The 26,362-nt window shown below is 65.9% G+C and carries 24 protein-coding genes and 1 riboswitch; of the genes, 8 read left to right on the top strand and 16 right to left on the bottom strand.

Features of this window, described 5'->3' with window-relative positions:
* Window positions 1-4: 4 nt before the first annotated feature.
* From PKE80_RS13725 to PKE80_RS13705, 5 genes are all read right to left on the bottom strand, one after another.
* Window positions 5-304 carry a hypothetical protein gene (locus PKE80_RS13725; RefSeq protein ID WP_271182954.1) on the bottom strand — a complete coding sequence of 100 codons (300 nt, stop codon included), beginning with the start codon at window positions 302-304 and terminating at the stop codon, window positions 5-7.
* A gap of 32 nt (window positions 305-336) precedes the next feature.
* Complete coding sequence (locus PKE80_RS13720; protein WP_271182953.1) at window positions 337-1,779, bottom strand: MFS transporter; 1,443 nt, start codon at window positions 1,777-1,779, stop codon at window positions 337-339.
* A 99-nt stretch (window positions 1,780-1,878) separates the two neighbouring features.
* Window positions 1,879-3,087, bottom strand: coding sequence for an MFS transporter (locus tag PKE80_RS13715; RefSeq protein ID WP_271182952.1), 1,209 nt, complete (start codon window positions 3,085-3,087; stop codon window positions 1,879-1,881).
* Between the two features lie 12 nt (window positions 3,088-3,099).
* Window positions 3,100-3,387 carry a hypothetical protein gene (locus PKE80_RS13710; RefSeq protein ID WP_271182951.1) on the bottom strand — a complete coding sequence of 96 codons (288 nt, stop codon included), beginning with the start codon at window positions 3,385-3,387 and terminating at the stop codon, window positions 3,100-3,102.
* Window positions 3,384-4,466 (bottom strand): class I SAM-dependent methyltransferase, encoded by a 1,083-nt coding sequence (locus PKE80_RS13705; protein WP_271182950.1) that lies wholly within the window; start codon window positions 4,464-4,466, stop codon window positions 3,384-3,386. The genes PKE80_RS13710 and PKE80_RS13705 overlap by 4 nt, the downstream gene beginning before the upstream one ends.
* Window positions 4,467-4,719: 253 nt before the next feature.
* On the opposite strand from PKE80_RS13705, the gene PKE80_RS13700 reads away from it, so the two are divergent.
* Window positions 4,720-5,871 carry a serine hydrolase domain-containing protein gene (locus tag PKE80_RS13700; protein ID WP_271182949.1) on the top strand — a complete coding sequence of 384 codons (1,152 nt, stop codon included), beginning with the start codon at window positions 4,720-4,722 and terminating at the stop codon, window positions 5,869-5,871.
* On the opposite strand, the gene PKE80_RS13695 is transcribed toward PKE80_RS13700, so the two are convergent.
* Window positions 5,847-6,686, bottom strand: coding sequence for an SDR family oxidoreductase (locus tag PKE80_RS13695; protein ID WP_271182948.1), 840 nt, complete (start codon window positions 6,684-6,686; stop codon window positions 5,847-5,849). The two genes, PKE80_RS13700 and PKE80_RS13695, sit on opposite strands and share 25 nt — an antisense overlap.
* A gap of 237 nt (window positions 6,687-6,923) precedes the next feature.
* On the opposite strand from PKE80_RS13695, the gene PKE80_RS13690 reads away from it, so the two are divergent.
* The 4 genes from PKE80_RS13690 (at window position 6,924) to pnuC (ending at window position 12,511) form a co-directional block, all read left to right on the top strand.
* The gene (locus PKE80_RS13690; protein ID WP_271182947.1) at window positions 6,924-8,330 is read left to right on the top strand and encodes an FAD-dependent oxidoreductase; all 1,407 of its coding nucleotides are present in this window, start codon (window positions 6,924-6,926) and stop codon (window positions 8,328-8,330) included.
* A gap of 40 nt (window positions 8,331-8,370) precedes the next feature.
* Window positions 8,371-8,480: riboswitch (TPP riboswitch) on the top strand.
* 32 nt (window positions 8,481-8,512) lie between these two features.
* The gene (locus PKE80_RS13685; protein WP_271182946.1) at window positions 8,513-10,798 is read left to right on the top strand and encodes a TonB-dependent receptor; all 2,286 of its coding nucleotides are present in this window, start codon (window positions 8,513-8,515) and stop codon (window positions 10,796-10,798) included.
* Between the two features lie 43 nt (window positions 10,799-10,841).
* Window positions 10,842-11,933, top strand: coding sequence for a phosphotransferase enzyme family protein (locus PKE80_RS13680; RefSeq protein ID WP_271182945.1), 1,092 nt, complete (start codon window positions 10,842-10,844; stop codon window positions 11,931-11,933).
* Window positions 11,933-12,511, top strand: a complete 579-nt coding sequence (gene pnuC, locus PKE80_RS13675) for a nicotinamide riboside transporter PnuC (protein ID WP_271182944.1) — start codon at window positions 11,933-11,935, stop codon at window positions 12,509-12,511. The genes PKE80_RS13680 and pnuC overlap by 1 nt, the downstream gene beginning before the upstream one ends.
* On the opposite strand, the gene PKE80_RS13670 is transcribed toward pnuC, so the two are convergent.
* The 9 genes from PKE80_RS13670 to PKE80_RS13630 form a co-directional block, all read right to left on the bottom strand.
* Window positions 12,506-14,005 (bottom strand): aldehyde dehydrogenase family protein, encoded by a 1,500-nt coding sequence (locus PKE80_RS13670; RefSeq protein WP_271182943.1) that lies wholly within the window; start codon window positions 14,003-14,005, stop codon window positions 12,506-12,508. The two genes, pnuC and PKE80_RS13670, sit on opposite strands and share 6 nt — an antisense overlap.
* 2 nt (window positions 14,006-14,007) lie before the next feature.
* Window positions 14,008-15,153, bottom strand: coding sequence for an FAD-dependent oxidoreductase (locus tag PKE80_RS13665; RefSeq protein ID WP_271182942.1), 1,146 nt, complete (start codon window positions 15,151-15,153; stop codon window positions 14,008-14,010).
* A gap of 15 nt (window positions 15,154-15,168) precedes the next feature.
* Window positions 15,169-17,007 carry an alpha/beta fold hydrolase gene (locus PKE80_RS13660; protein WP_271182941.1) on the bottom strand — a complete coding sequence of 613 codons (1,839 nt, stop codon included), beginning with the start codon at window positions 17,005-17,007 and terminating at the stop codon, window positions 15,169-15,171.
* Window positions 17,008-17,106: 99 nt separating this feature from the next.
* On the bottom strand, window positions 17,107-18,024 hold the full coding sequence (locus PKE80_RS13655) for a LysR family transcriptional regulator (protein WP_271182940.1): 918 nt from the start codon (window positions 18,022-18,024) through the stop codon (window positions 17,107-17,109).
* 42 nt (window positions 18,025-18,066) lie between these two features.
* Window positions 18,067-19,386: a dicarboxylate/amino acid:cation symporter gene (locus tag PKE80_RS13650; protein WP_271182939.1), complete on the bottom strand. Its 1,320-nt coding sequence runs from the start codon at window positions 19,384-19,386 to the stop codon at window positions 18,067-18,069.
* A 67-nt stretch (window positions 19,387-19,453) separates the two neighbouring features.
* Window positions 19,454-20,080 (bottom strand): glutathione S-transferase, encoded by a 627-nt coding sequence (locus PKE80_RS13645; protein ID WP_271182938.1) that lies wholly within the window; start codon window positions 20,078-20,080, stop codon window positions 19,454-19,456.
* Window positions 20,081-20,084: 4 nt separating this feature from the next.
* A complete protein-coding gene (locus PKE80_RS13640; protein WP_271182937.1) occupies window positions 20,085-20,669 on the bottom strand; it encodes a hypothetical protein in 585 nt (194 codons plus the stop codon).
* A gap of 57 nt (window positions 20,670-20,726) precedes the next feature.
* Entirely contained in the window at window positions 20,727-21,392 is a 666-nt protein-coding gene (locus PKE80_RS13635) for a murein L,D-transpeptidase catalytic domain family protein (protein WP_271182936.1), read from the bottom strand.
* A gap of 119 nt (window positions 21,393-21,511) precedes the next feature.
* The gene (locus PKE80_RS13630) at window positions 21,512-22,045 is read right to left on the bottom strand and encodes a VOC family protein (protein ID WP_271182935.1); all 534 of its coding nucleotides are present in this window, start codon (window positions 22,043-22,045) and stop codon (window positions 21,512-21,514) included.
* A 168-nt stretch (window positions 22,046-22,213) separates the two neighbouring features.
* Between PKE80_RS13630 and PKE80_RS13625 the strand changes: the two genes are divergently transcribed.
* The 3 genes from PKE80_RS13625 to PKE80_RS13615 all read left to right on the top strand — a co-directional run bounded on the left by PKE80_RS13625 (window position 22,214) and on the right by PKE80_RS13615 (window position 25,481).
* On the top strand, window positions 22,214-23,569 hold the full coding sequence (locus tag PKE80_RS13625) for an aromatic ring-hydroxylating oxygenase subunit alpha (protein WP_271183152.1): 1,356 nt from the start codon (window positions 22,214-22,216) through the stop codon (window positions 23,567-23,569).
* The gene (locus PKE80_RS13620; RefSeq protein WP_271182934.1) at window positions 23,566-24,912 is read left to right on the top strand and encodes an aromatic ring-hydroxylating oxygenase subunit alpha; all 1,347 of its coding nucleotides are present in this window, start codon (window positions 23,566-23,568) and stop codon (window positions 24,910-24,912) included. Before PKE80_RS13625 ends, PKE80_RS13620 begins: the two co-directional genes overlap by 4 nt.
* 71 nt (window positions 24,913-24,983) lie before the next feature.
* The gene (locus PKE80_RS13615; RefSeq protein ID WP_008830387.1) at window positions 24,984-25,481 is read left to right on the top strand and encodes a methylated-DNA--[protein]-cysteine S-methyltransferase; all 498 of its coding nucleotides are present in this window, start codon (window positions 24,984-24,986) and stop codon (window positions 25,479-25,481) included.
* Between the two features lie 4 nt (window positions 25,482-25,485).
* On the opposite strand, the gene PKE80_RS13610 is transcribed toward PKE80_RS13615, so the two are convergent.
* Window positions 25,486-26,244 carry an SDR family oxidoreductase gene (locus PKE80_RS13610; protein WP_271182933.1) on the bottom strand — a complete coding sequence of 253 codons (759 nt, stop codon included), beginning with the start codon at window positions 26,242-26,244 and terminating at the stop codon, window positions 25,486-25,488.
* Window positions 26,245-26,362: the final 118 nt, after the last annotated feature.

Genomic DNA, 26,362 nt, shown 5'->3' with positions numbered 1-26,362 from the left:
TGATTCAGGCAGGGCGGGAGTATCCTGCGCGGGCGAGCATCTGGTCAACGTGGCGCTCGCGCGCACCCAGCGGCGCGCCCAGGACGGAGCCGACCATCTGGTCGCGCAGCGTCTCGACACGATCGGCCTGTTCCGCCGGCCAGTCGAAGGCGTCGATCGTCGCGCTGTCGAGGATGCCTTGCCGGGACAACAGTTCCTCCATCACCAGCATGCGGTCGCGCATGATCCACATCTCGGACAGCAGGGTCGTGACCATGCGGCCGAGATCATCGACGTTGGTTTCATCAAGATAGACGTTCGCCATCGGGCGGATTCCTCCGTTTCGAAAAGATGGGTTCAGCGCGCGGCGCGCTGGAGAAGGCGGCGTTCGATGATCGCATGGCGGCGCCGGTCGATCGGGAAGTTCCAGATGATCAGCCCGCCGCCGATCTTGAGGATCGCGGGCAACACCGCGACGGTGAAGAGGATGCCGAAAGCGGCGGTCCCCGTGTTCACCGCACCGGCCGAGGCGTCGTAGCCGAATGCGCTCAACAGCAGGAAAGCCATCCCTGCGCCGATGGCCGTCGCGATCTTGCTGGTCAGCATGTAGAACGCATAGTAGCTGCCGGTGCGTTGTTCGCGCGTGCGCAGGCGGCCATAGTCCACCACGTCGGCCAGGATCGCGGGCGACAGGACCATGACCGCGCTCGCCCCCATGCCGATGAAGAACACGATCACCATGCTGACCGAAACGATGAACTCCTGCGTCAGCGTGTCGGGATCGAGGAACCAGTAGCCTTGCGTCGCAAGGCTGACGATCACGACGGACACCACGTAGGCGCGGTGCTTGCCGATGCGGCGGGCCATCCATGACCATAGCGGCGTCGTGCCCGCCATTGTGATCGCGAAGACCGTCATGAGGTAGGGGTACCAGGAGCCCAGTCGCAGGTAGCCGTCGTAGAACGTGAACATGATCTGCAGCGTACCGAGCCCCATTCCGCCGAGACAGAACGCCGCAAGGTACAGCCAGAGCGGCCGGTTGCCGCGCACGCTGCGCACGAAGGTCCAGAACGGAGGGCGCTCAAGCGGCGGCGCGGTGCCCTGCGGCGCGCGGGCGAGGCTGATCGCGGTGGTCAGCGGAATGACGATCACCGCGACGACGAAGAAATATCCCAGTACCGGGATCGAATAGGCGGACGTCGCCACCAGCCCGGCCCATGCCAGGATGATCGGCAGGGCATCGTTGCACAAGTTGCCGATCTGGCTGATCAGCCCCCGCATGCCGGTGATCCGGGAGCGGGTATCGTAGTTGCTGGAAAGCTCGGCGCCCCATGACGTGTAGTTGATGTCGCCGAGGGTATAGGCGAAATCGTAGAGTATCTTCCACCCGACCAGATAGGCGAGGCTTGCCATCGGCGGTGGGCGCAGCAGGAAGAACGCCGCGACGAGGACCAGCGCGGCGCCGATCGCTATGGCGGGCTTGCGGGCGCCCCAGCGGGTGCGGGTCCGGTCGGAGACGTATCCGATCACCTGGTCGGTAAAGGCATTGACGATGCGCAGGACCACCAGCGCCGATCCCAGCGCGGCAAGGCTGATGCCGAACTCCTTGGCGTAGATCTGCGGAACATAGAGCGTCATCGGATTGAGAAGCAGGCCGGGGCCGAAAGCGGCCAGCCCGTAGGCGACGAGGTCGGCGCGGCTGAGCTGGACCGGCCCTGTGTCGTCGCGCCGGTGCACCGGGGCATCGGCAACTGCGGGCGGGGGCGTCGCTTCCAGTACGAGTTCGGCCGCGTCGCTCATTCGCTTCTCCATCGGTCAGGCGCGGATCAGGCGCTCGATCGCAGCTCAAGTCGAATGGCGTTTGGCAGGCTTTTCACCTGCCGAAATTGCTGCGGAGATTTACCGCAGGGTGCTCTGCGGGGCGACGACCGGAAACAGGCATGCCGCAACGAGAGTACCGGCGAACATCGCCGCGCCCCACAGGAGCGGGGCTGGCGGTCCCAGCAGATCGTAGAGCGGTCCGGCCATCAACGGTCCGAACACGCGCCCCAGCGAATTGGCCGCCTGCATGAGGCCGAGGCCCATGCCTTGCGCACTAGGGGGTGTGGCAAGTGAAGTCAGGCCGGAGAGCGCGGGATTGAGCAGCCCGAAGCCGAGCGAGGTGAAGGTCAGCCCGATTCCCGCGACCAACACGTCATGCGCACAGCCGAGCACCAGCATTCCGATGCCGATGGTGGCCAGTGCCGCCTGCATCGTCCCGCGATCCCCGAGCCGCCGCGATGTCGGTCCGGTGAGCGTCAGCTGGGTTATGGTGGTGACCACGCCCATCCCTCCGAACATGAGCCCGATGCGCAAGGGATCGAGCCCCAGCACGTCATCGGCGAAAAGCCCGAGGATCGCCTCCAGCTTCGAGAACGCCGCCGAGGCAAGGAAGGAAATGAACGTCAGCGTGGCGAAGGCGGGCAGGCGCAGCAGCGCGACACTGCCGATTGCAGGCGCCGCGCTCACCGGGTCGTGCATCGTTGCGGTCTCGGGCAGGAGGAACCACGTCACTGCGGCCGCCAGCAGGCCCATCGCGGCGCCGACCAGCGATACGAGCGTGAAGGCATGGTCCTGCCCGGTAATGCTGGACGCGAACCCGCCGATGGCGGGGCCGAAGATGAAACCCAGAGAGAAACCCGAACTGACGATGCCCATGTCCCGCGTGCGCGTCTCGCGCGTCGAAATGTCGGAGGCGACGGCGAACGTGATCGAAAAGCAGCCGTTGGTCAGCCCGCTGATGAAGCGCACGACCAGCAGCGACGCAGGCGTCGTCGCGTAGATATGCAGGACGTAGACCAGCGCTCCGATGGCCAGCCCCGCGAACATCACGTTCCGGCGCCCGTAGCGGTCGGAGAGGCGGCCCCAGATCGGGCTGGACAGGAAGCCGCCAAAGGAGAATGCGGCGACCGTACCGGCGATCTCGATCCCGCTCGCGCCGATCTGCCGTCCGTAGACGGCGAAGACCGGGAACATCAAGCCAAACCCTGCCAGCGAGACGAAGTTGACCAGCGTGATCGTGAAGAGGGCTCGGCCGCGCGAGGCGGCGGTCAGGGGGCTGTCGGTCATGGAGTCCGGGTCTCAGTCGGCGCCGATGCCGCCTACGGCATTCACCACTTGCGCGACGAGGCGCTGGCCCATTGCGTTGAGCCTCGCCTGGAACTCCGCATCGGGCTGGAAGGCGTCGATTTCGGCGCGAATGTCGATGCCGCGACGAGCGAGCACTTCCTCGGTCACGGCCATGCGGTCGGCCAGCACCCAGACCTCGCGCGTCAGGGCGATCAGCCCGGCGGCGAGATGCCCGCTGTCCGCCTCGGTCAGCGTGTGGCGTTCGGGGTGGTTATAGCTCTTGGGGTCGGCGTCGATCATAGCGGCCTGCGGCCCTGGACAACGTGAGGATAGGCGCGCGGACCGAGGCCCACGGCGTTGACATCGACGAAGCCCGCCTGACGGGCGACTTCGGCAAGGTCGAGGCTGGCGGCTTCGCGCCAGTGAGGTTCACCGCCGTAACGGGCGCCGCTGTCAGCTCGCCAGACGCCGAGCTTGTCCATGTCGGCGTAGCGGGTAACGTCGCTCATGATCATGTCGCCGCCCGGCTCCAGCACCCGGAAGGCTTCGGCGAACACGGCGCGGATCGCTTCGGCTGGGAGTTCGTGAAGCAGGATGTAGGACGCGACGAGGTCGAACGAAGCCTCGGCAAAGCCGGTGCGCTCGGCCGGACGCTGATAGAGGCGCCATCCCCAGCCATGCGCATTGGCGACCCGCTGCGCGTGCTCTAGTGCGCGCAGGGACAGGTCCACTCCGGTGATTTGCGCCGAAGGGTAGGTTTCCTGCAGTGCGGCGGTGAAGTGGCCTGTCGATGCGCCCATGTCGAGGATGCGCGCATAGTCGTCACGCGGAGGCATCCCGGCGATCGCGCGGCGCTGGAGGAAAATGCCGCCGGGGAACATCGCCTCGACCAGTCGGCGATGGACGATTTCGCCGTGGATGTATCCCTGCAGGGGGTGATCGTCCCACCCGCCAGCAGTGCGGTGGAAGTTTACGCCTTGCCAATAGAACGGCGCGGCCTCGTCCGGAGCAGCAGGTTCGAGCGTGGCCGGGCCATTTGTCTGGAAGTGGGTAATCACGGGTTGGAGGTCGGGCAGGATTTCCTCGAAAGCCTCGCGTGCGATCAGCCCGTGCATCGTGGAATGCCATTCGCCCACCGCCTGAGATACGCGCCAGGGGCGGCTCGCGGCCATGGCGTCTTCCATCCACCGGCCGCGCTCGTCGAGGTCGTCAGGGAGCGAGGAGGGGTCTGGAACGGCGGCGGCAATTTCGCGATCGCCTTGCGCGCGCACGGCCTGCGATCCGCGCCCGAAATGCACGAGGAAATCGACCGAGGCACGGCCCCGCTGTTTCAGAACGGGGGTGAGCGAAGTGTTCATGCCTTCTGGCTGTCGTGTCATCTGGCCTCCAGGCCGCAGGATTGACGCCAAGCCGGTAAAATGGCGCGCGTTATGATCGTGTCTGTTCAGCAGATGAATAGTGATGGGAGCAGGCATTCGCCGGAGCCCTCCGTCGCGGCAGTGTGCAGCCTTCGCCTTGGGGAAATCCGCGATGAGACTTGCGTTGCCTGCCACTCTGCTGTCCAGCATGGCGGCTTTATGCCTGACGGGGTGCGCCTTGACTTCTCGCCCGTCTCCCAAGACGGCTGCGGAGATGTCCCCTCGGGACGCGGAGGCGCTCTACATGCGGCGTTATCAGCAGTACGTGACCGGAGAAACGGGGATAGCGGCCTACGATACGCTGGGGCCGCTGGACGGTGTCCGCAAATGGCGCCCGCTACCAGCGGGGCACTCCATTGCACCTGCCGCACTGGCGAAGGCGAGGGATTATGCTGCATCGGGCAACAGTTCGGCGTTCATGGTCTGGCACAAGGGCGCTCTGGTCGAGCAGGACTATTTCGGCGATACGCATGAAGATACGCCGATCATCTCCAAGTCGCTGTCCAAGCCTCTGGCGGTCATCGCCGTTGGGCGGGCCATCGTGGCCGGCAAGATCGCGTCGCTCGACCAGCCGATGGCGGACTTCATTACCGAATGGCAGGGGACACCGCGCGCGGCGATCACCATCCGGCAAGTGCTCGGGATGCGATCGGGCCTGCTTCCGCAAGGTGCCGCGCCCAATCCCGGCGACATCCTCAACCGTGCCTACCTTCACCCCTATCACGATCGCATCATCATCGACGAGTACCCGCTCGTCGATGTGCCGGGGAACCGCTACGAATACTCCAACGCCAACGGCGAACTCGTCGCTCCCCTGATCGAGCGGGCTACCGGCATTCCGTTCGAGCAATGGATCGCGCGCGAAGTGCTGGCACCGATCGGCGCGCGGGGCGGACGGATCTGGATGAACCGCCCGGACGGCACGCCGCATTCTGGCTGCTGCGCCTTGCTGCCTGCCGAGAGCTATCTGCGGCTGGGTATCCTGCTCGTCCGCGACGGGGTTTGGGAAGGCAGGCGGCTTTTGCCGGAGGGTTTCGTCAAGGCCATGGTCACGCCGACGGAGCAGAACCCGCACGCGGGGCTCGGCGGCTATATCGGCAGTCCTTATGTCGAATGGCGAGGGCCGGCCAACCCGCAAGTCCCTTTCGGTCGGTCCTATCACTCCGCGCCTTATGCGGCTGCGGACCTGTTCCTGTTCGACGGCAATGGCAATCAGGTGGTCTACATTGTACCATCGCACCAGCTGGTGATCCTGCGCACTGGCGAACGTCCGCCCGCAAAGCCGGTCTGGGACAATGCGATGCTGCCCAATATCGTGCTTGAGGCGATCGATGGAGGTGGTCAGGAAGGCTCCACCGGGAAATAACGCGCAAGCACGTCGCGCGGCTTGCCCTTGCGGCGGTCACGGATCTTGCGCGGCGTCAGCCACGTGAAGATCCGGCCGTTGCGGGTGTTCGTATCGACAATGCGGGCGGCCCACCGGCCGATCGTCTCCGGGTGGTCGGCAATGAGATTTACCCAGTCACGACGGGCGCGCGCGCCCTCGGCATCCAGCTTTGCGTGTTCGCGCAGGAAGCCCTCCGTGATGACGAGGCCGGGGCTGATTGCGCCGACGACGATGGGGTGGGCGAGGCTTGGGCTATGCTTCATCTCCTCGGCCAGAGAGCGGGTAAGGTAGGTAACGGCGGCCTTGGTGGTGGCATAGCCGTTCATGAAGGGCATCAGCGTGCCGTCCGCCCCTGCCCCCAGCATGTTGTAGAGCGCCCCCTGCCTGCCGGCTGCGCGCCATCCGCGGATCGCCGTCTGGCAGCCATGCACCAGTCCCATGACGTTGATGTCGAGCATTCGGCTCACTTCGGTTTCGGGCATGTCGACCAGCCCGCCGCCGAGCGCCAGCCCGGCATTGTTGATCCAGATATCGATACCGCCGAACCGTTCGCAGGCATCGTCCCATGCCGCGCGTACCGCATCGGCACTCGTGACATCGCAGGCGCCGCCTTCGGCGCGGGCGCGATCCTGGTGCAGGTGCCGGGCCGTGTGGCGGGCATCCTCGCCATCGGAAGAGGATACGTAGACGTTGATACCCCGGTCGAGCAGCGCTTGCGCCAGCGCCTTCCCGATCCCTCTCGAACTGCCGGTGACGAACGCGGTCCGAAGGGCAGTGGTATCGTGAGCGGGCATGGTCTTTACGTCCCCATCGCGGCAGGCCTTTGCTTCGAGGCTAGCGCCCGGCCGCGCATGCTTGACCCGCTTCGTTCGTGAATGTTCGCGCAGTGAATTTTCCGGGCAGGCGGCGATGTTCGTCTGTTGAAAAGGCGCGAAGAGGGGGCAGGACAGGGAGCGCCTTGCTTCTCCATTCGTGATCGGGCCGCTTGCACATCCTCATGGGCAAGCCCTTCTCGCGGACAGGTTTCGATCATGAGCGACGCAATGCACTTTCCCATCGTCATCGCCGGCGCCGGCGGCACCGGCCTGACCGCCGCGCTCGCTGCGCACGACGCCGGGAGCGAGGTCCTCGTGCTGGAGCGCGACGCCTCGCCTTCGGGCTCCACCGCGATGTCGACGGGCCTGATCCCGGCCAGCGGCACGCCCGAGCAGGAAACCGCAGGGATCGTCGATACGCCCGAAATCTTCGCCGCCGACATGGTGGCCAAGACCAAGGGACGCGTGGATGGCGAACTCGCGCTGCACGTCGCAAGGGAATCGGTCGAGACGATCGCGTGGCTGCGCGATTGTCATGGAGTGCCGCTCGATCTCGTCGACGGGTTTCTCTACCCCGGGCATAGCGTGCGCCGCATGTACGGCACGCCGAACCGGACGGGGGGCGAGTTGATGGCGGCGCTCGAAGCGGCTTGTGGGGAGGCGCAGATACCCATCCTCACCGAAGCGACCGTGGAAGAATTGCTGCATGACGGCGACCGCGTCACCGCGGTGCGCTACACACGCCCCGACGGCAGCGCGGAAATCGTCACCTGCGATGCACTTATCCTCGCCTGTTCGGGCTTCGCGGGCAATGCGGAGATGGTCGCGCGGTTCATCCCCGACATGGCGGAGGCGACGTTCCACGGCCATCCCGGCAACAAGGGCGATGCCATCCGCTGGGGGCTGGAGATGGGCGCCGCGGTAGCCGACATGACCGCGTACCAAGGCCATGGCGGACTGGCAGTGGGCCATGCTGTGCCGATCCTGTGGCCGCTGATCATGGAAGGTGGCTTTCAGGTCAACGTCGAGGGGCGCCGCTTCTCCGACGAATCCGCCGGCTATTCCGAACAGGCGGCCAAACTCAATGCGCAGCCGGGGCGTGTCGGCTGGTCGATCTTCGACGAGCGGCTGCATGTATTGATGAGTGATTTCGACGATTACCGGGACGCTTTGCGCGCCGGTGCGGTGGTGAGCGCACCCACCCTGCCTGCGCTGGCCGAGGCGATCAGGGTGCCCGTCGCAGCACTGGAGGGCACTTGTGCCGAGGTCGCGGCGATCGCGCGGGGCGAGCGGGAGGACGCCTTCGGGCGATCGTTCGCCGCTTCGCAGGTTCTGGCGGGTCCATACTATGCTGCCAAAGTGACGGGCGCGCTGTTTCACACCCAGGGTGGGCTGGTGATCGACAGCCGGACGCGCGTGCTGCACGAGGACGGGACGGCGTTTCCCAACCTCTTCGCAGGCGGAGGCGCGGCGCGGGGCCTGTCCGGCGACGCGTCCTATGGCTACCTTGCCGGTAACGGTCTGCTTGCGGCCACGACGCTTGGCAAGATGGCGGGCCGTGCTGCCGCAGCCTTATCCGTTCAGACGCTTTCTTTCACGGCAGCCCCTGACTCCAACCTGTAATAATATCGCTTCCCACTTCGCGTCGAAGCGCCTAAGGCGCGCTCCATCCCCGGGGGGCCGCTCATGCGCGGCTGAGAGGTGGTCAGCAGACCACGACCCGCTGAACCTGATCCGGTTGACACCGGCGTAGGGAGGGTTGGCGGCAAGTCCGTTATCCCTCCGAGTGGAGTGGACGCGAGACTATGACGGGCAATTTTTCGTATCTCTGTGGCGCGGCGCTGGCATTCCCGGCCCTGTTCGCGGCGGCTCCGGCGCTGGCTGACGAGGCCGATGCCTCGCCGATCCAGGTCATCGGTCATGCCGACCCCGAGGGCCTGCTGCCCGACCAGACCGAACCCAAGGCGGTCAGCGCGATCTCGTCCGAGTTCATCGTCAAGCAGGCACCGACATTCAACGCCTTCCAGTTGGTGAACCTGCTACCCGGCGCCAATGTATCGATGAGCGACCCTTACGGGCTCTCGGCCAGTTCCAGCCTGACACTGCGCGGGCTGGGGCAGGACCAGATCGGCGTGCTGATGGAAGGGGCGCCGCAGAACGACATCGGCTATTACAACGCCTATCCTTCGCAGTTCGCCGATGCCGAGAACGTGCGTCAGGTCAGGCTCGTGCAGGGCGGGGCGGACATCGATGCGCCGGTCGTCGCGGCGGCAGGCGGCCTGTTGTCGCTGACGCTGGATGACCCGAAGGAGCGCATGGGCGGACTGGTCAACCTGTCGATCGGCTCGTTCGACGAGCGGCGCGCTTTCGTGCGCTTCGATACCGGCGAGATCGGCAATACCGGGCTCAAGGCCTTCGTGTCGTACTCCAACAACCGCGCCGACAACTGGCGGGGGCCAGGCTTCGACAAGCGCCAGCACATCGACGCCAAGCTGCTCGCCGAATGGGGCGAGGGCAACCGCGCCAGTCTGGCCCTGTCGTTCAACGAGGCCGAGACTTCGGGCTATCCGGCGCCGACGCTGGCCGATTGGCGCGCTTACGGTCGCGGTTTCAATTACAGCACGAAGTATACCGAAGGCGATACCGGGTACTGGCGCCTTTACCGCGCGCCGTTCCGTAACCTCTACGCCTCCGCGCCGGTGCATCTGAACTTCGGCAGCGGTCTGACGCTCGACAGCACCACGTATCTCCAGTTCGGCTACGGCAACGCGCCTTACGGGACGCAGTTGACCACGACCGGCAATTACCTCGGCACCGAGGAACTGACGCAGCCGGTGGAACTGCCGGGAGCGGTGGACGGCCTCGCCACGGTGATGGGGAACTGGACCGGCAAGCAGATGCGCACTGGCAACGTCAGCAAGCTGACGCTGGAGGCCGGCGCGCACACGATCACGGCGGGGCTCTGGTTCGACTACGGCACCGACCGGGTACAGCAGACCTACACCTCGATCGGCGCGGAGGGGCAGCCCTTCGACAAGTGGGGCTATCCGAGCAAGGCGATCCGCACTGCGGACGGCCGCCTGCTCGCTTACGAGAACGCGCGTACGGTCACGGTGACCAAGGGCTTCTTCGTCGCCGACAGCGTGACCGTCACGCCGCGCCTGACCGTCGATGTGGGCTTCAAGGGCGTGGATTTGCTGCGCAATGGCCGCAACCATCTGCCGGGGCCGCAGGACAAGGTGCATACCGACAGCTTCGCGGCGCTCCCGCGCGCGTCGGTGCACTACAAGCTGGACGAGCGGCAGCAGCTGTTCGCCAACGTGACCACGAACTTCCGCACGCCTAACGAGTTCGCGCTCTACAACAGCTACTACGGCGGCGAGGTGGTGCAGCAGGGGACTTCGAACCTCAAGAACGAGTACTCGGTTTCCGAGGAACTGGGCTATCGCTATATCGGGCCGAGCCTGTCGTTCTCGCTGACCGCGTTCCATTATCACTTCCGCAACCGGCAGGTGGCGACGGTGATCAATAGCGGCGGGGCGCTGGTCAATTCTACGGTCAATGGCGGCAGTCAGACCAGCTACGGCCTCGATGCCGAGATCGACTATCGCCCGGCCAAGGGCGTCAGCATCTACGCCTCGGGCGAATATCTGCACACGCGGCAGGACGACGACCTGGCCATCGGCGGCGACTATCTGCCGACGAAGGGCAAGCGCGCGGTTTCGAGCCCCGAGTTCCAGTTTGCCGTGGGCAGCACCTATGACGACGGGCGCCTGTTCGGCAGCACCGCGCTCAAGTACGTTGGGCGGCAATATTCGTCGTTCATGAACGACGAGAGCATCAAGGGCTATGCGACGCTCGACCTAGCGATCGGTGTGCATCTGGCCGGGCTGATCGATGCGCAGCGCATGGACTTGCGGGTCAACGCGATAAACGTGACCAATCCGCGCGTGCTTTCGGGCGTGTACTCGGTCAGCAGCAACACGCAGGACACGGTGGGTCGGGGCGGCACGGTGATCTCCGGCTCTGCACCCGCCTATTACATCGGCGGCGGCCGGGCGGTGGTGGCGACGCTGTCGCGCGCGTTCTGACATGAGCGGCGCGGTGTCTCGGGCGGACCATCTCGTGCACGGGATGGGTACGGAGCTTGAGGCGGCCGTCTGGCCCGCGATAACGGAGGCCGAGGCGGAAGGCGTTCTCGCGCACTTCCCGAAAGTCGGGCGACTGGAAGCGCTGCGCTGGCATTCCCCTCGTCCGTTCTCGGCCGCGACGCTGGTGGAAGCGGGCGGGGAAACGCTGTTCCTCAAGCGCCACCACCGCGCGGTGCGCTCCCCCGCCGCGCTGGGCGAGGAGCACGCCTTCATGGCACATCTGCGGGCGAAAGGGCTGAGCGTGCCCGAGGTCATGGTGACGTCGGACGGCGGCGGAGCGGTGGCGCAGGGGGAATGGACGTACGAACTCCATCGCCGGGTGCCGGGCATCGATCTCTACCGCGAGCGGCAGTCGTGGACGCCCTTCCTCTCGCATGATCATGCTTTCGAGGCTGGCGTCGCGCTGGCCCGGCTGCATGCGGCTTCGCGTGATTTCGCAGCCGAGGCGCGAGAGGATCGTCCGCTGGTCGCCAGCTTCACCATCGTGCCTTCGTCCGACCCGCTCGCGGCGGCCGAGGCTTATGTGGCAGCACGGCCGGCTCTCGACGCCTACCTCGATGGCAAGTCATGGCGCCGTGAACTGGCTCGACTGTTCGATGCGCTGGGCGAGGGAATTGTGGACCGGATCAAGGGTCGGCCTACCCTATGGACGCACAACGACTGGCACCCTTCCAACCTCTTATGGTCCGTTAGGGGCACTGTGAGTGCCGTTATCGATTTCGGTCTCGCGACCCGGACTTGCGCTATCCACGACCTCGCCACGGCGATCGAGCGAACGGCCATTCCCTGGCTGGAAATCGGCGGAAATGCGGGCGATCCGCAGGCGGCTCGGGCAGTGATCGCGGGCTACCGGACGGTCCTCCCGCTGACCGGCGCGGATGTTCGGACGATCGCCTGTCTGCTGCCGCTGGTGCATGTCGAATTCGCTTTGTCGGAAGTTGATTATTTCGCAGGAATCCTCGCTGATCGCGGTCAGGCCGACCTCGCGTGGCAGGGCTATCTCATCGGGCACGCCGAGTGGTTCCTGTCCCCGCCGGGACGCGATTTCCTGAGCCGGTTGGAGGCCGCAGCCTGATGTCGATACTGGAGATTGTCGCCGTCGTCGTCAGCTTCCTCGGCATCTGGTTCACTGCCCGCCGCTGGATGCTGTGCTGGCCGGTCAACCTGTTGGCCTGCGCCTTGTATTTCAAGGTTTTCCTCGACGTGCGCCTCTATTCCGACATGGTGCTGCAGGCGCTGTTCGGCGTCGCGATCCTCTACGGCTGGGCGTCCTGGGGGCGCGGGAAGGCCGATAGCGGCGACATCGTCGTCAAGCCGCTATCGCTGCTCGGCGCTGCGGTGGGCCTCGGCGCCGGGGCGATCGGTGCGGCCGCGATAGGCTGGCTCGCCAGCCGTTACACCGACGCCGCCTTGCCGTGGATGGACGCGGGGCTGAGCAGCTTCAGCCTCGTCGCCCAGTACTGGACGGCGCGGCGGCAGTCGGCCAACTGGCTGCTGTGGATCGCGGTGGACGTGCTCTACGTCGGCATGTTCGCGTTCAAGGACTTGTGGCTGACGGCGGGGCTCTACGCCGCGATGGTCGCTCTTGCCGTGCTCGGCTACCGGCGCTGGCGGGCAGCGGCGGCACGGCAAGGGCAGACCGCCGCCTTATAGGCGCGCCGTCACCGCCTTGGTCTCGAGATAGCCGTCGAGGCCCTCCTGACCGAACTCGCGGCCCCAGCCGGACTGGCCGTAGCCGCCGAACGGAATATTCGTACCCACCGCGCCGTGGCAGTTGATCGAGACATGCCCCGAACGCACCCGCTTCACCAGCCGGTGCGCCGCCGCCATGTCCCGCGTCCAGACGCTGCCCGACAGGCCGTAAGGCGTGTCGTTGGCAAGCCGCGCCAGTTCGTCGAGGTCGGTCGTCGCGACCTTCTGCACTGCCATGACGGGGCCGAAAATCTCCTCGCGCATGACCGCCATGTCGGGCGTGCAGTCGGTGAAGATCGTGGGCTGGACGAAGTCGCCCGGCCGCGCCAGCTTTTCGCCGCCGGTGACGAGCCGGGCTCCGGCTGCTTTGGCGGCCTCGATATGCGCCATGACCTTGGCGCAGTGCGCCTCGGAAATCAGCGGCCCCTGCATCGTCGCGGGATCGAGCCCGTGGCCCAGCGTCATGCCCGAGGCGAACTGCACCAGCCCCTCGATCAGCGCGTCATGGATGTCCTCATGCGCGAAGATGCGGGTTCCGGCCATGCAGTTCTGGCCCTGCAGGAAGAACGTCGCCATCGCGACGCCAGGCACGGCGAGGGCGAGGTCGGCGTCGGGCATGACGATGACCGGGCTCTTGCCGCCGAGTTCGAGGCTGACCTTCTTGAGGTTCCCCATCGCCGCCATGACGATGCGCCGCCCGGTCGCGGTCGATCCGGTGAACGAGACCTTGTCCACGTCCGGGTGCTCCGCCAGCGCTTGTCCGGCAGTCGCGCCGAAGCCGTTGACGATGTTCACCACGCCCGCCGGGAAGCCCGCCTCGCCGATCATGTCGGCCAGTGCCAGCAAGGAAAGCGGGGTTTCCTCCGATGGCTTGACGACGACCGTGCAGCCCGCCGCCAGCGCCGGGGCGAGCTTGAGGATCGCGGTTGACAGCGGCACGTTCCACGGCACGATCTGGCCGACGACGCCGACCGGTTCGCGCAAGGTGTAAGTCAGCGCTTCGGCCTCGGCGGAGACATGGCGCGGCGGGGTGGTGGTGGTGCCCTCGATACGCAGGATCGCGCCTGCATAGTAGTCCACCATCTCGACGCAGTTGGCGGTGGTGAGCCCGGCGATGAAGCGCGGCATGCCGTTGTCGATCACGTCGAGTTCGGTCAGCAGCGTCGCGTTCGCCTCCATGATCCGCGCGAGGCGCTGCAGGATCGCGGTGCGCTCGGCGGCGGCCATGCGGCCCCACGGACCTTCGAAAGCACGACGCGCGGCGTCGACGGCGCTGCCGATCTGCGTCTTGCCGCCGACATGGAAGCGGGCGAGCACAAGGCCGGTCGCCGGATCGCGGGTTTCGTGGAAGGCCTCGCCCTCGACCCGCTCACCATTGATGAGAAGGCGCATGTCGTTATCGAGGAAAGCGAGGGTTTCAGGAGAGAGTGTGTGTCCGTCAAAGGGCTGGGTCATCGTCATACTTCCACCGTGCGGCAATCGTACTGGAACAGGCCGAGCGATTCCTCGTCCTTCATCTCGCCAAGACCGAAGAGGGCGGCATCCTGCCCCTGCATGCGGTCGGCATTGGCGTTGGATTCCGCCTGGATGAAACTCGCGCGTTCATGGCGTGCGGCCTGATAGCGGGCAAGCCCCCCACCGATCGTGTTCGAGGCCCGGAGTGCGCGGGCGAGCACCACGCCATCCTCGATCCCGCAGGCGGCGCCGTGGCCGAGGAATGGGGTCATGGCGTGCGCGGCGTCGCCGATCAGCGTCACGTTGTCGTCGATGATCCAGTTGGGCAGGGCGCTGCGGGCATTGATCGCCCACTTGAACAGGGGCTGGGCGCAAGCCGCATCGACCAGCTTCTGTGTATCGTCGCACCAGCCAGCGTAGATGCCGTGCAGTTCGGCGGGGTCGGCGGGGAGCATCCAGCCTTCCTCGTTCCACCCGGCCTGCCTGGCGAAGAACACGAGGTTCATCACTTTCGATCCGCGCACGTTGTAGCGGTTGAGCATTGCGCCGGGGCCGATGAAGATGCCGGGGAAGTCCGAAAGTTCCTGCAATTCCGGCGTCACCGGCACCAGCGCGCGCCATGCGACGTGGCCTGTGAAGTGCGCGGCCGTCGTTTCGAAGCGCTGGCGGATGACGGACTTCACGCCGTCCGCGCCGACCAGCAGGTCGCCGCCGATGCGCTCTCCGCCCGCAAGGATCGCCTCGGGGCCTTCGCTGCCGACCACGGCTGCGCCGCAGCGGACCTCGACGCCTGCATCGAGGGCTGCGGCAGTCAGGACTTCATGCAGGTCGGCGCGGTGGATGGTGACGTAAGGCGCGCCGTACTTGGCGCGCTGTGTGGAACGGTCCATCTGCACCAGCGTGCGGCCGTCCTGCCAGTGCTGGATGCGCTGGCGGGTAGGCTCGACGCCGACCGCTGCCGCCTTCTCGCAGACGCCGAGGAAATCGAGGCCCTTCATGGCGTTGGGCGACAGGGTCACACCCGCGCCGATCTCTCCGAGTTGCGGCGCGGATTCGAGCAGCGTGACGCGGAAGTCCTGCTGTGCCAGCGCGGCAGCTGCGGTCATTCCGGCGATGCCGCCGCCGACGATTACGATGTGCTTGCTCATGGCATTCTACTCCAATCAGGCCGCATCGTTCAGCGAGACGATGACCTTGCCGAACGCGCCCGATGCGGTGCGGGTGTAGGCGGCTTCCGCTTCCTCGAAGGGGAACACCCGGTCGATGACGGGACGCAGGCTGTTGTCTTCCATGAAGGCCACCAGCGCTTCCTGATCGGCGCGCGAGCCGACCAGTACCGCACTGACGCGCAATGCCGCGAAGATCATCGGCATCGCGGGAATGTCGCCTCCGAAACCGTCGAGCGCGCCAATCAGGGCAAGGTGGCCATCGAGGCCGAGGCTGGCGATCGACTTGCCTATGGTGCCGCTGCCGCCCAGTTCGACCACCTGATTGACGCCCGCGCCGCCGGTGATGGCGCGCACCGCGTCGGCCCACTCGGGCGTGGTGACGTAGTTGACGCCGGAGTGGGCGCCCATCGCCTTGACCGTCTCGATCTTCTCGTCGCTGGAGGAGAGCACGATCGCCTTCGCGCCTGCTGCAACCGCGATCTGCAAAGCGAACAACGCCACGCCGCCGGTGCCGATGATCAGGACCCAGTCATCCTTCTCCAGCTTGCCGAGCGTCATCAAGGCGCGCCATGCGGTGACGCCGGCGCAGGGCAGGGCGGCTGCTTCCTCCCAACTCCAGCCCTCGGGAATGCGGGTGATGCCGGAGGCCGAAAGCACGACATAGTCCGCGAAGACGCCCGGCCCACCGCCACCGAGGGACGAGACCGCAGCGGGCAGGGTCAGGCGGCCATCCGCCCAGTTTTGACAGAACGTCGAGGCGACCCGGTCGCCCACCTGCCAGCGTTCGACGCCCGCGCCAAGCGCGACGATTTCGCCTGCTGCATCGGACAACGGCGTGAAGTTGTCGGCACCGTTCACCGGGTAGCTGAGGTCGCGGATGCTGACGTCGCGGCGGTTGATCGAAACCGCGTGGACCCGCACGACCACTTCGCCCTGCGCGGGCGAAGGAACCTGCGTGTCGGCGCGTACGAGGTCATACCCGGTGTCGCCCTGCTTCAGTGCGTAGCGCTTGTTTGCCATGGTCTTGTCCGTTGCGTGAGGAGGCTGGATGAAGTCGAGAACTGCGCGAGCGAACTGGCCCGCCTGGCGTTCCGGCGTGGCGAGGAAGGCCGGGCCGGTCGGATGGAAGGGCACGGCGGGGAAGTCTTCGCGGAACCGCGCCAGCATTCCCCCGAGGGTGAGTGGATCGTCGGCTGCCTGCACGATCTGCACCGGGCAGCGGACCTCGCGGAACACCGCGCCGAAATCCTGCGCGAAGATCGCGTCGAAGGCTTGGTCACGCGCCTCCATGGCGGTGAGCGCGCCGAGCGTCTCCGCATGAACGAGCGGGCCGTCGTAGTCGAGGAACAGGCTTTTCATCAGGTCCCAGCAATCGGAGACGTGCGAGCCGTCACGCGCGATCGGCGCGGCGTTGCCGATGTCGGCGCGCATCTTGGCGCGATCTTCCTCGGGCGCATAAAGAACGCCGGAAAGGGTTAGCGACTGCGCCCGCTCCGGCGCGAGCCGGGCCATTTCCGCGGCGAAATGCGTGCCGGTGTGATGCGCGGCGAGGTGGAATGTCCCGATGCCGAGAGCGTCGAGCGCCTCCAGCAGCCAGCGGCCATAGTCCTCGGTCGAGGGGCTCCCGTCGGGCCGGAAGGATTGCCCGAAGCCGGGGGTGTCGAGCGCCACGGCGGCATGGTGGCCGTCGAGATAATCCAGTATCGCGTCGAAGCTGGAAGACGACACCGGCGTGCGGTGCAGGAGGATCAGCGGGATACCCGGTCCGTCGACCGAACGGAAATGGATTTGCCCCGCACGCGTGTGTGCGTAGCCCTTGGTCTGACCGGCCATGCGAATTCCCTTGCCGCTTGCGGCCGCAGCACGGCCTCATCGCTTCCCGCGGCAAAGTCTACGGCCGGCGAAATGGCGCGACCAGCAACTCGGGAGAATTTACGACAACTGTTGGTTGTCGTCCTCATGCATTCCGAGATAGGCCTTCACGATGTCGCAATAGGCGGTGACGACCGGAGTAGGCCGGGCGTGGCGCCGGGTCGCCATGACAAGCTCCCATCCCGCGTCCTCCGGCTCGACTGGAAGCACGGCGAGCAGGCCATCGCGCATGTGGGGGCGGGCCTGCCGAAGAGGCGCGATCCACCAGAAGTCGCTGCGACGCAGCCACGCCATTGCGAAGTCGATCGAGGCTGCCTTCAGCATCGGTCGCGGTGCCGGCGACCCGGCGAAGATCCGTTCTAGATAGCTCTCGCCGCGCGGGTAATTGTGGATCGCCAGCATGGGATAGTGCGCAAGCATTGCCGTGGAGACGGTGTCCGCCTGTGCGAGAGGATGATCCTTGCGCACAACCACCACGTTGCGGTCGCGGGCGATGACGCTGGTGGTAACGAGATGCCGGGGGATCTGCTCGGGGCTGGAGCAGAGGATCAGGTCGAGATCACCCTGCAGCATCGTGTCGCGCAGCAGCGGGAAGTCGCCGCGATCCACGGAGAGGCGCGCTTCTGGATAGCGCTCGTGGAAAATCCGGAGCGTGTCGGGAATGGCCTCGCTCAGAAGGTTCGGCGTCGCGCCGATGCGCAGGTGGCCGTGCTTGCGGCCCATGGTATCGGCAAGGGCGTCGTCGAAGCGGCGCACGTCGGCAAGGATGTCGCGCGCGTAGGCCAGCAGTTGCCGCCCTTCCTCGGTCAGCAGCACCGCCTGTCGCCCGCGTTCGAACAGGCTGATGGACAGGCTGCGCTCCAGTTGAAGGATGCTCTTGCTGACGGCTTGCTGGGACAGGTTGACGCGCTCGGCGGCGAGCCGGAAGTTGCGCGCCTCGGCGACCGCGAGGAAGTGTCTCAGCTGGCGGATTTCCATCGAGGGCTGCGTACTTCATCGCGAGGGGGTCCGCCAGCCTGATCAGGCTGCGACAGCTTTTTCAGGAGCGCTCACGGCAGAGATGACGGTGGCGCATACGAGGTCGCCGATGACGTTGAGGGTCGTGCGGCACATGTCGAGGAAGCGATCGACGCCGATGATGAGGCCGATGCCCTCGGGCGGGACGCCGACGCTGCCGAGTATCAAGGCCACCACCGGCAGCGACCCCGCCGGGACGCCCGCCGTGCCGATCCCGGCGAGGATGCAGATCACCATCACGTAGAGCTGCTGGCCCAGGCTCAGCTCCACGCCGAAGAACTGCGCGAGGAACAGCACCGTCACGCCCTCGAACATGGCGGTGCCGTTCTGGTTGGCGGTAGCGCCGATCGTGAGCACGAAGCGGGCTACCTTGTTGGGCAGGTGGAGTTCCTCGTCGGCGACGCGCAGCGAGGTGGGCAGGGTGGCGTTGGAACTCGCGGTCGAGAACGCCAGCAGGCTGACTTCGCGGGTCGAGCGGAAGAAGGCGATCGGATTCCTGCGCGCAACGAAAGCCAGGAGCAGGGGATAGACGCCGAACATCTGCAGGCCCAGCGCCAGCAGCACGACCCCCGCGAAGGCCGCGAGCTTGCCCAGCAGGTCCCATCCGAACTGCGCCGAGAGATTGAACATGAAGCAGAAGATCGCGATCGGCGCGAGTTGGATGACGATGCCGATCAGTTTCATCGCAACCTCGAAGACGCCTTCGATGGCATCCTTGAGCGTCTCCGTGCGCGGGCTCTGCACCAGCAGCAGCCCGATGCCGAAGAACAGTGCGAAGAACATGACGGCGAGGATATCGTTCTCGCTCATCGCGGTGATCACGTTGGAGGGCACCAGCGCCAGCACGGCATCGACGCCGGTGGTCGATTTTGCCGAAGTCTGCAGGATGCTGCCGGCCGAATCCGCACCCTTGGCGAGCAGTTCCTGCGCTGCCTGCCGGTCCACGCCGTCCCCCGGCCTCAGGACATTGACGAGGGCGAGGCTGATGGCAACCGCGATCCCCGAGACGATCAGGGTATAGACCAGCGTGGCTAACCCGACGTTCCGCAAGGCGCGGATCTCGCCCATCTCCGCAATGCCGATGACGAGCGCGGAGAACAGCAGCGGCAGCACCAGCATGAACAGCAGCCGCAGGAAAATCTGCCCGATGGGCATCGTGACATATTCGACGAGGGGCGCGATCCATGGCGCGTCGGGGGCGAGCGTGTACGTCAGCAGTCCTGCACCGAGACCAAGCACGAAGCCTGCAAGAATGCGAAGCTGCAGCCGCTTGTGCCTTGCACGGCCGGGCGCGCTGTCGGAGGTTTCGCTAGCCTGATCCATGCCTACGGTCGGTTCCCTGACTTCGCGTGCCTGTGGAAGACAAAGTCCGAGCGGGGCAAACGTTGCCTCAGTGCGGGAACATCACCGTCGGGGTTTCAGGCGCCCACGGCGGCACGCGCACCATCGCGGCGTCGAACAGCGGTGATGAGAGGTGCCGGGAGAGCCAGTCTTGCACGTGGGACGGTGCATGCGCAGCGAACCATTCGCTGTCCACGGCCGCGAACTGACGCACGAAGGGCATGACTGCGGCGTCCGACAGTCCCCGCGCTTCGCCCGAGAGGTTGGCGGTTCGTGTCAGTCGCGCGTCCAGTTCGCGCACGAAATCGAGACCGCTCGAACGGTGCAGCAATGGGTCTCCATCGTGACGCTCGGGATACTTGTAGCGGTCGAGGTCGTGCTTGAAAGATCCGTCGTTGACGGCGATGAGCGCGGGATCGTCACGATCGAGCCAGCCTTCGGGATCATTTGCGGCGAGCACCCGGCGCATGATGTCGATGCTCTGGTCGATCACCTCGCCGTCCGGCATGACCATCACCGGAACAGTGCCTTTGGGAGACACCGCCAGCATGGCCCGGGGCTTGGCGGAGAGTTTGACCTCCCGCAGTTCGCAGCGCATTTCGCTTACGATCACTGCCAGCCTTGCCCGCATCGCGTAAGGGCAGCGGCGAAAGCTGTAGAGGATCGGCGCAGTCAAGTCTTCAGTCGCCGGACAGAAGGCGATAGGCGGCGGTCATCAGTCGATCGACATCCTCGCTGCTCAGCACGTATTGCGGCTCGTACTCCAGCCCTACGCGGCGCGCTCGGCGCCACTGGTCGGCGTAGAGGCCCTTGTCCTGGCCGAAGACTGAATGAACGTGCCGCGCGAGTTCCGGGTGGCAATCGGCCGAACGGGCAAGCCCGAAGATGGCGACGTCGACGACGTGGGCGCCGACCATGATCCAAACATGCCCATTCCATGTAGGCTTGTCCTCGCCGAATACCTGCGCCCCGTCGAATGGCTCGCAGTCGCCGCGTACAGGCGTGCCGTCGATGCTCAGCGTACCGGCCACCAGATGCACGGGGGCATTGAGATGGCGTTCCAGTTGCACGGCAAGCGCAGCGCTGAGCAGCATTCCGGTTCCGGGCTGCTGCGGGAACACTTTCAGAAGATCGGCGGCGCAGGCGGCGATGCGCGCCTGGTCGGCCTCGGTCCATGCGTAAGCCTTGAATGCCTTGGCGGCGGCCCAGCCATGGGTGGCGGCGACGCGCTGGCCAAGTTGGACGAGGTCTTTCACGGGAGGCATGGCATTCTCGGCAGGAGAGGACGGGGCTTGGCCCATAGGCCAGTCAAGCCGCCCGGCTCAAGCCCGTCCGGCGTAGATCATCCGTCCCTTGCCGAGAAACCGGAAGACATCGTCGAGCTTGTTCTCACCCACCGCGAAACAACCCTGGCTGCGCCCGAGCTTGCCGTGCGCGCGGATCATGTCGTCATTCGCATACCACGCGCTATGGATCACGACCGCGCGATCCAGCGCATTGTTGTTGGTCGTATCGAGCCCGATCAGGCGCTGCGAACGGCCATGCTTGCCGACGTAATAGTCGTCGGTGAGAAAGGCGCCCTCGCTCGACGCATTGGACCCGAAGGCGTTCGAAAACCGCTCGGCAAAGCCGGTATGGTGCGGGTCGGAACCCGAGCCGTGAGCGACCAGCAGCTTCGAGGCCTTGCCATCGATAACGTCGAGAAAATGCATGCGCATCTCGGAAGATGGCGCGTCGAAATCGACTATCGCGATGCGATCATGGGCCTTGATCAGCTTCGAATGCCGATCGAGCCAGGCGAGCGCCTTGCGCAGCAGCTTGGGATCGACGGTGGAGAATGTCGAACGCGGAGCGGCGGGACGCGCTTCGACCAGCTTCGGCGGTGCCGGAATACGCACGGGCGCTGGCGGCGCCAACGGCCCGAGCGATCTCGAGGTAGACTGCGCCAGCGCGCCGATTCCAACGGCCGCGCTTCCGGCCATGAACATGCGCCTGCTCAATCGGGAGGATTCTTCCGTCATGAGCCCGATATGGGGATTCTCGAGGAAACTTCAAATCGGACCATATCCGTTACGGATATGCCTTGGGGCATTTTCGCAAGGGCTTTTCAGATCGAGCGGCGCGGATCGGAGCCGTCCCAGGCCGCCGCCGCGCCCTTGATCATGGCGAACAGCTCGACCATCGGCGGCAGCGGTGCGATGACCTCGATCAGAGGGCTGAGGCCGTCGCGAGCCGTGTCCAGATAGGCGAAGCGCGACAGCGGCAGGCGGCCTTCCAGCAGCACGGGCACGCCGTCCGCCCGTGCCTGTGCCAGCGTGGCCTCGTAGTCGTCGATCCAGGTGCCGTAGTGATGCACGCCGCTTTTGCCGCTTTCCAGGAAATCGCGGTAGGTGGACGGCGCCGCGCCGGGCTGGATCAGTTCGATCATCGTGTCGCCGCTGTAGCTGATCGAGACGCCTCCGAAGATCGGTTCGTCCAGCGGCGCCGGGCTGTCGGCGACGGAAAGTTCCTCGAAGGGAAGGGGAATCGGGAAGTCGTAGAAGGGTCCGACTCCCATCGATTTCGTCCAGTGCTCGACCGCTTCGTCAAGGTCGGGGACGACGTAGGCGATCTGGAAAATCCTGCCATAGATGCGGCTCATCTCGGTCACTCTCCCGCTATGCCGCGTTCCCGCGTCCGGTCGGCACGGGTGGTCGCGATCCTTCTTGAAAAACATTCATGACTGTTTTCTACTGAATGTCCACCCCGAGGGTGAGTCGGACATGAGAGACGGCCGCCCGGTGGATCCCAGAGGAGAGGGATGACCATGATGAAGCTCGATTTCGACGACTGGAACATCCACGTCGGCACGCCGCATCCGTTCAACGCGCGGGTGTCGCCCGCGATCGACAACGGCACCGGGCGGCCCGACCCGTGCCGCTACCACGACCGCGCCTTCATGCGCGAGGAGTGGGAGAAGGTCTTCGCGAAGAGCTGGCTGCTCGCCGGACCTGCTTCCGACATTCCGGAGTCGGGGGACTTCTTCACTTTCGATGTCGGTCCCGAGAGCTTCATCGTCGTGCGCGGCGACGACGGCGCGATCCATGCGCACTACAACGTCTGTCCGCATCGGGGCAGCCGTCTGGTGACTGCAGACTTCGGCTCGCTCGACCGCTTCACCTGCCCGTTCCATTCGTGGAAGTTCGACCTCGAGGGCCGTAACGTCGCGGTCACCGATCCGGAGACGTTCCGGCCCGAAGTGCTTTGCCACGACCGCAATCTCACTTCGGTACGCTGCGAGGTGGCGGTGGGGCTGGTGTTCATCTGCATGGACCCGCAGATCGAGCCGCTGAAGCAATGGCTGGCGCCGATCCTGCCGCATCTGGAACTCTACGACATCGATCGGATGTACGTGGTGCAGCACCGCCGCTCGGACTGGGGCGCGAACTGGAAGGGCGGGGTGGATGCCTTCGCCGAGATCTACCACCTCCATGCCGTCCACCCGCAGACGCAGTGCCTGATGGACGACCGCACCCAGATCGACCTCTGGCCTGGCGGTCTCTCGAGGCAGTTCGTGCCTTTCGCGCAGCCTGCCGCGCGCTACGGCGATCAGGAGACGGTTAACCCCGGCATCCAGTCGATGCTGCGCGATGCAGGTATCGATCCCGAGACTTACAACGGCACCGCCGCAGAGACGCGCCGCGCGGTGCAGGTGGCCAAGCGCCGCCGTTCCGCAGACCTCGGGCTCGGCTATGAGCGGTTCAGCGACAGCCAGCTCAGCGATTCCGTGGTCTATGGCCTGTTTCCCAATGCCCAGATCGGCTGCCACCCGGAGGCGATCTTCCTTCACCGCTTCCTCCCGCACGCGAGCGATCCGAACCAGTTCACGTACGACACCTGCATCCTCTACCGCCACGTCGATGCGCCCGGTTACAGCGCTCCGGCATGGATGGGGCTGGGCGAGGACACCGACCTTTCCGGCGCCACCCGGCCCGAGATCGTCCACACGGGCCTCGGCGAGCCGCCGGGGCTTGGCGAAGTGCTGGACCAGGACTCTGATCTGCTGCCCATCGTGCAGGCGGGCGCCCGCTCGCGTGGTTTCCGGGGGCCGCTGTGGAGCGAGCAGGAAGGCCGCCTGCGCCACTTCCACGCCGAACTCGACCGCCGGATGGAGGCAGGCGTATGAACTACGATCCGCGCAGCTGGACTGTCCACAAGGGCTCCGATCACCCCTTCGACCAGCCCGCCCCGGCGATCGACAACGGCACCGCGCGCCCTGATCCCGCGCGCTACACCTCGCCCGAATTCTTCGCCCGCGAATGGGATGAGGTCTTCGCCCGCACCTGGCTGCTCGCCGCGCCGTCCAGCGACATTCCCGAGCCCGGCGACTGGGTGAAGTTCGATACCGGCCCGGAGAGCTTCATTGTCGTTCGGCAGACGGACGGCTCGGTCGCGGCGCACTACAACGTGTGCCCGCACCGGGGCAGCCGCCTCGTCACCGGAGAGATGGGAAGCCAGGACAGCTTCACCTGTCCGTTTCACTCGTGGCGTTACGGGATCGACGGGCACAACCAGAAGGTGACCGACGCCGAGACCTTCCGCCCCGAAGTGCTTTGCCATGGCACCGACCTGACCTCGGTTCGCGCGGAGGAAGCGGCGGGCCTCGTCTTCATCAACATGGACGAGGGCGCGCGGCCGCTGGCCGAGTTTCTCGCACCGATCCTGCCGATGCTGGAGACTTACGGCATGGACCGGATGCACGTCGTCCAGCATCGCCGGTCGGACTGGGCGGCGAACTGGAAGGGCGGGATCGACGCTTTCTACGAGAGCTATCACCTCCACGCGATCCATCCGCAGACGATGGGAGTGATCGACGACCGCACGCATATCGACCTCTTCCCGCACGGCCTCTCGCGCCAGTTCGTGCCGATGGCCCAGCCCAACTCGCACTTCCCGGATCAGGAGAGGATCAATCCCGGCATCGCCATGCTGCTGGCCGACGCGGGCGTCGATCCGGACAGCTTCACCGGCACCGCCATGGAAAGCCGCGCCGCGGTGGCCCATGCCAAGCGGGAGCGGGCGGCGCGGATCGGGCTGGACTATTCGCACTTCTCCGATGCGCAACTGACCGATGCGACGATCTTCGGGATATTTCCCAATACCCAGATCGGCTGCCACCCCGAAGCGGTGTTCCTCCATCGCTTCAAGCCGCACGCCGGCGATCCGGAGCAGTTCACCTACGAAACCACCATCCTTTACCGCCACGTCGATGCCCCCGGCTATGGCGCGCCGGGCTGGATGGGGCTGGGCGCGGAGGTCGACGTGACGGGCGCGACGCGGCCCGAAGTGGTCCATACCGGGCTCGGCGAACCGCCGGGTATGGGCGAGGTTCTGGATCAGGACTCCGACCTGCTGCCGATCGTTCAGGCGGGCGCGCGTTCGCGGGGGTTCCGTGGTCCTTTATGGGGTGAGCAGGAAGCTAGGCTGAGGCACTTCCACGTCGAACTGGACCGTTGGCTGGAAGGTTAGATGGCACAAATGTTCCGGTTATGATCCTCTGACGGATTGACACCCGGCGCGGCGGCGGCAAGGAGGCGCGGATGGAACAGCCTCTCTATCGCCGCACGATGCCGTCGCCGGTGGGCGAACTCACGCTGGTGGGCGGCGACGCCGGGCTGGTCGCGGTGTTGTGGGAGAATGATCGGCCGGACCGGGTTCCCCTCGGCCCGCTGATCGATGAGGAGCATCCGGTTCTAGCGGCCACGCAGACACAGCTGCGCGAATACTTCGCGGACGGGCGACGCGTGTTCGACCTGCCGCTGGATTTCCGGGGCACGGAATTCCAGCGCAAAGTCTGGGCCGCGCTGCTGGAAATTCCCTTCGGCGAAACGCGAAGCTACGGCGAGATCGCGCGCGGGTTCGGCACTCCGGGTGCAAGCCGCGCGGTCGGCGCGGCGAACGGGCGCAACCCCATCTCGATCATCGCGCCGTGCCACCGGGTGATCGGCAAGAGCGGCAACCTCACCGGTTTCGCCGGCGGCATCGAGGCGAAAGCCTGGCTGCTGGCGATGGAGGAAGGGCAGCCGCTCCTGCTCTGACCGGTCAGAACGGCCTGATCGTCACGCCGTTGTCGATGACAAGCTCCGCGCCGGTGATGAAGCGGGATTCGTCCGAGGCGAGAAACAGCACCAGCGCCGCGACGTCCTTGGGATGGCCCGGCGTGCCCGGAGGCAGGACGCCGTCCGGGATTTCCTTGGGCTTGTCGAGGCGGCCTTCGGCGGTTTGCACCATCGGCGTCTCGATCGCACCGGGGTGCACCGAGTTGCAGCGGATCTTGTAGCCCTTTTCCTGGCACATCACCGCGACCGACTTGGTCATCGCCCGCACCGCGCCCTTGGCGGCGGAATAGGCGAAGAAGATCGGATAGCCGAGCAGGGCGCCGGTCGAACTCATGTTGACGATGGAGCCGCCGCTCCCCTTGTTCATCAGCGGAATCGCATGTTTGCAGCCCAGGAACACGCCGTCGGTCATGATCGCGCTGACCCAGCGGAACTGTTCGAGCGTGGTATCCTCGACATCGGCGTTGAGCACCACGCCCGCATTGTTCACCAGCACGTCGAGCCTGCCGAAGCGCGCCTCGATCTCCTGCATGACGGCGATCCACTGCCCTTCGTCCGCCACGTCGAGCGCCATCGCCAGTGCGCCGCCACCGATGCGGTCGGCTACGGCGAGCGCGGTCTCCAGCTTCACGTCGGTGACGACCACGGTGGCGCCTTCACGGGCGAGCGCCTCGCAGTCCGCCGCTCCCAGCCCCGAGCCGCCGCCGGTGACCAGCGCAACCTTGCCTTCAACCCGGCCCATGTCTCTCTCCATCCGTTGTTTTCTAAAAACAGAGCAGTCATTCCCGCGAAGGCGGGAACCCATCTCCTGACGATGCCTGTTGCACGCTCATCAGTTGGGTCCCCGCCTTCGCGGGGAT

Origin of the sequence: Novosphingobium resinovorum (assembly GCF_027922145.1) — a bacterium.
Classification (GTDB): domain Bacteria; phylum Pseudomonadota; class Alphaproteobacteria; order Sphingomonadales; family Sphingomonadaceae; genus Novosphingobium; species Novosphingobium resinovorum.
The sequence above is the reverse complement of the archived record's forward strand: the minus strand, read 5'-3'. Positions and strand labels throughout refer to the sequence as shown.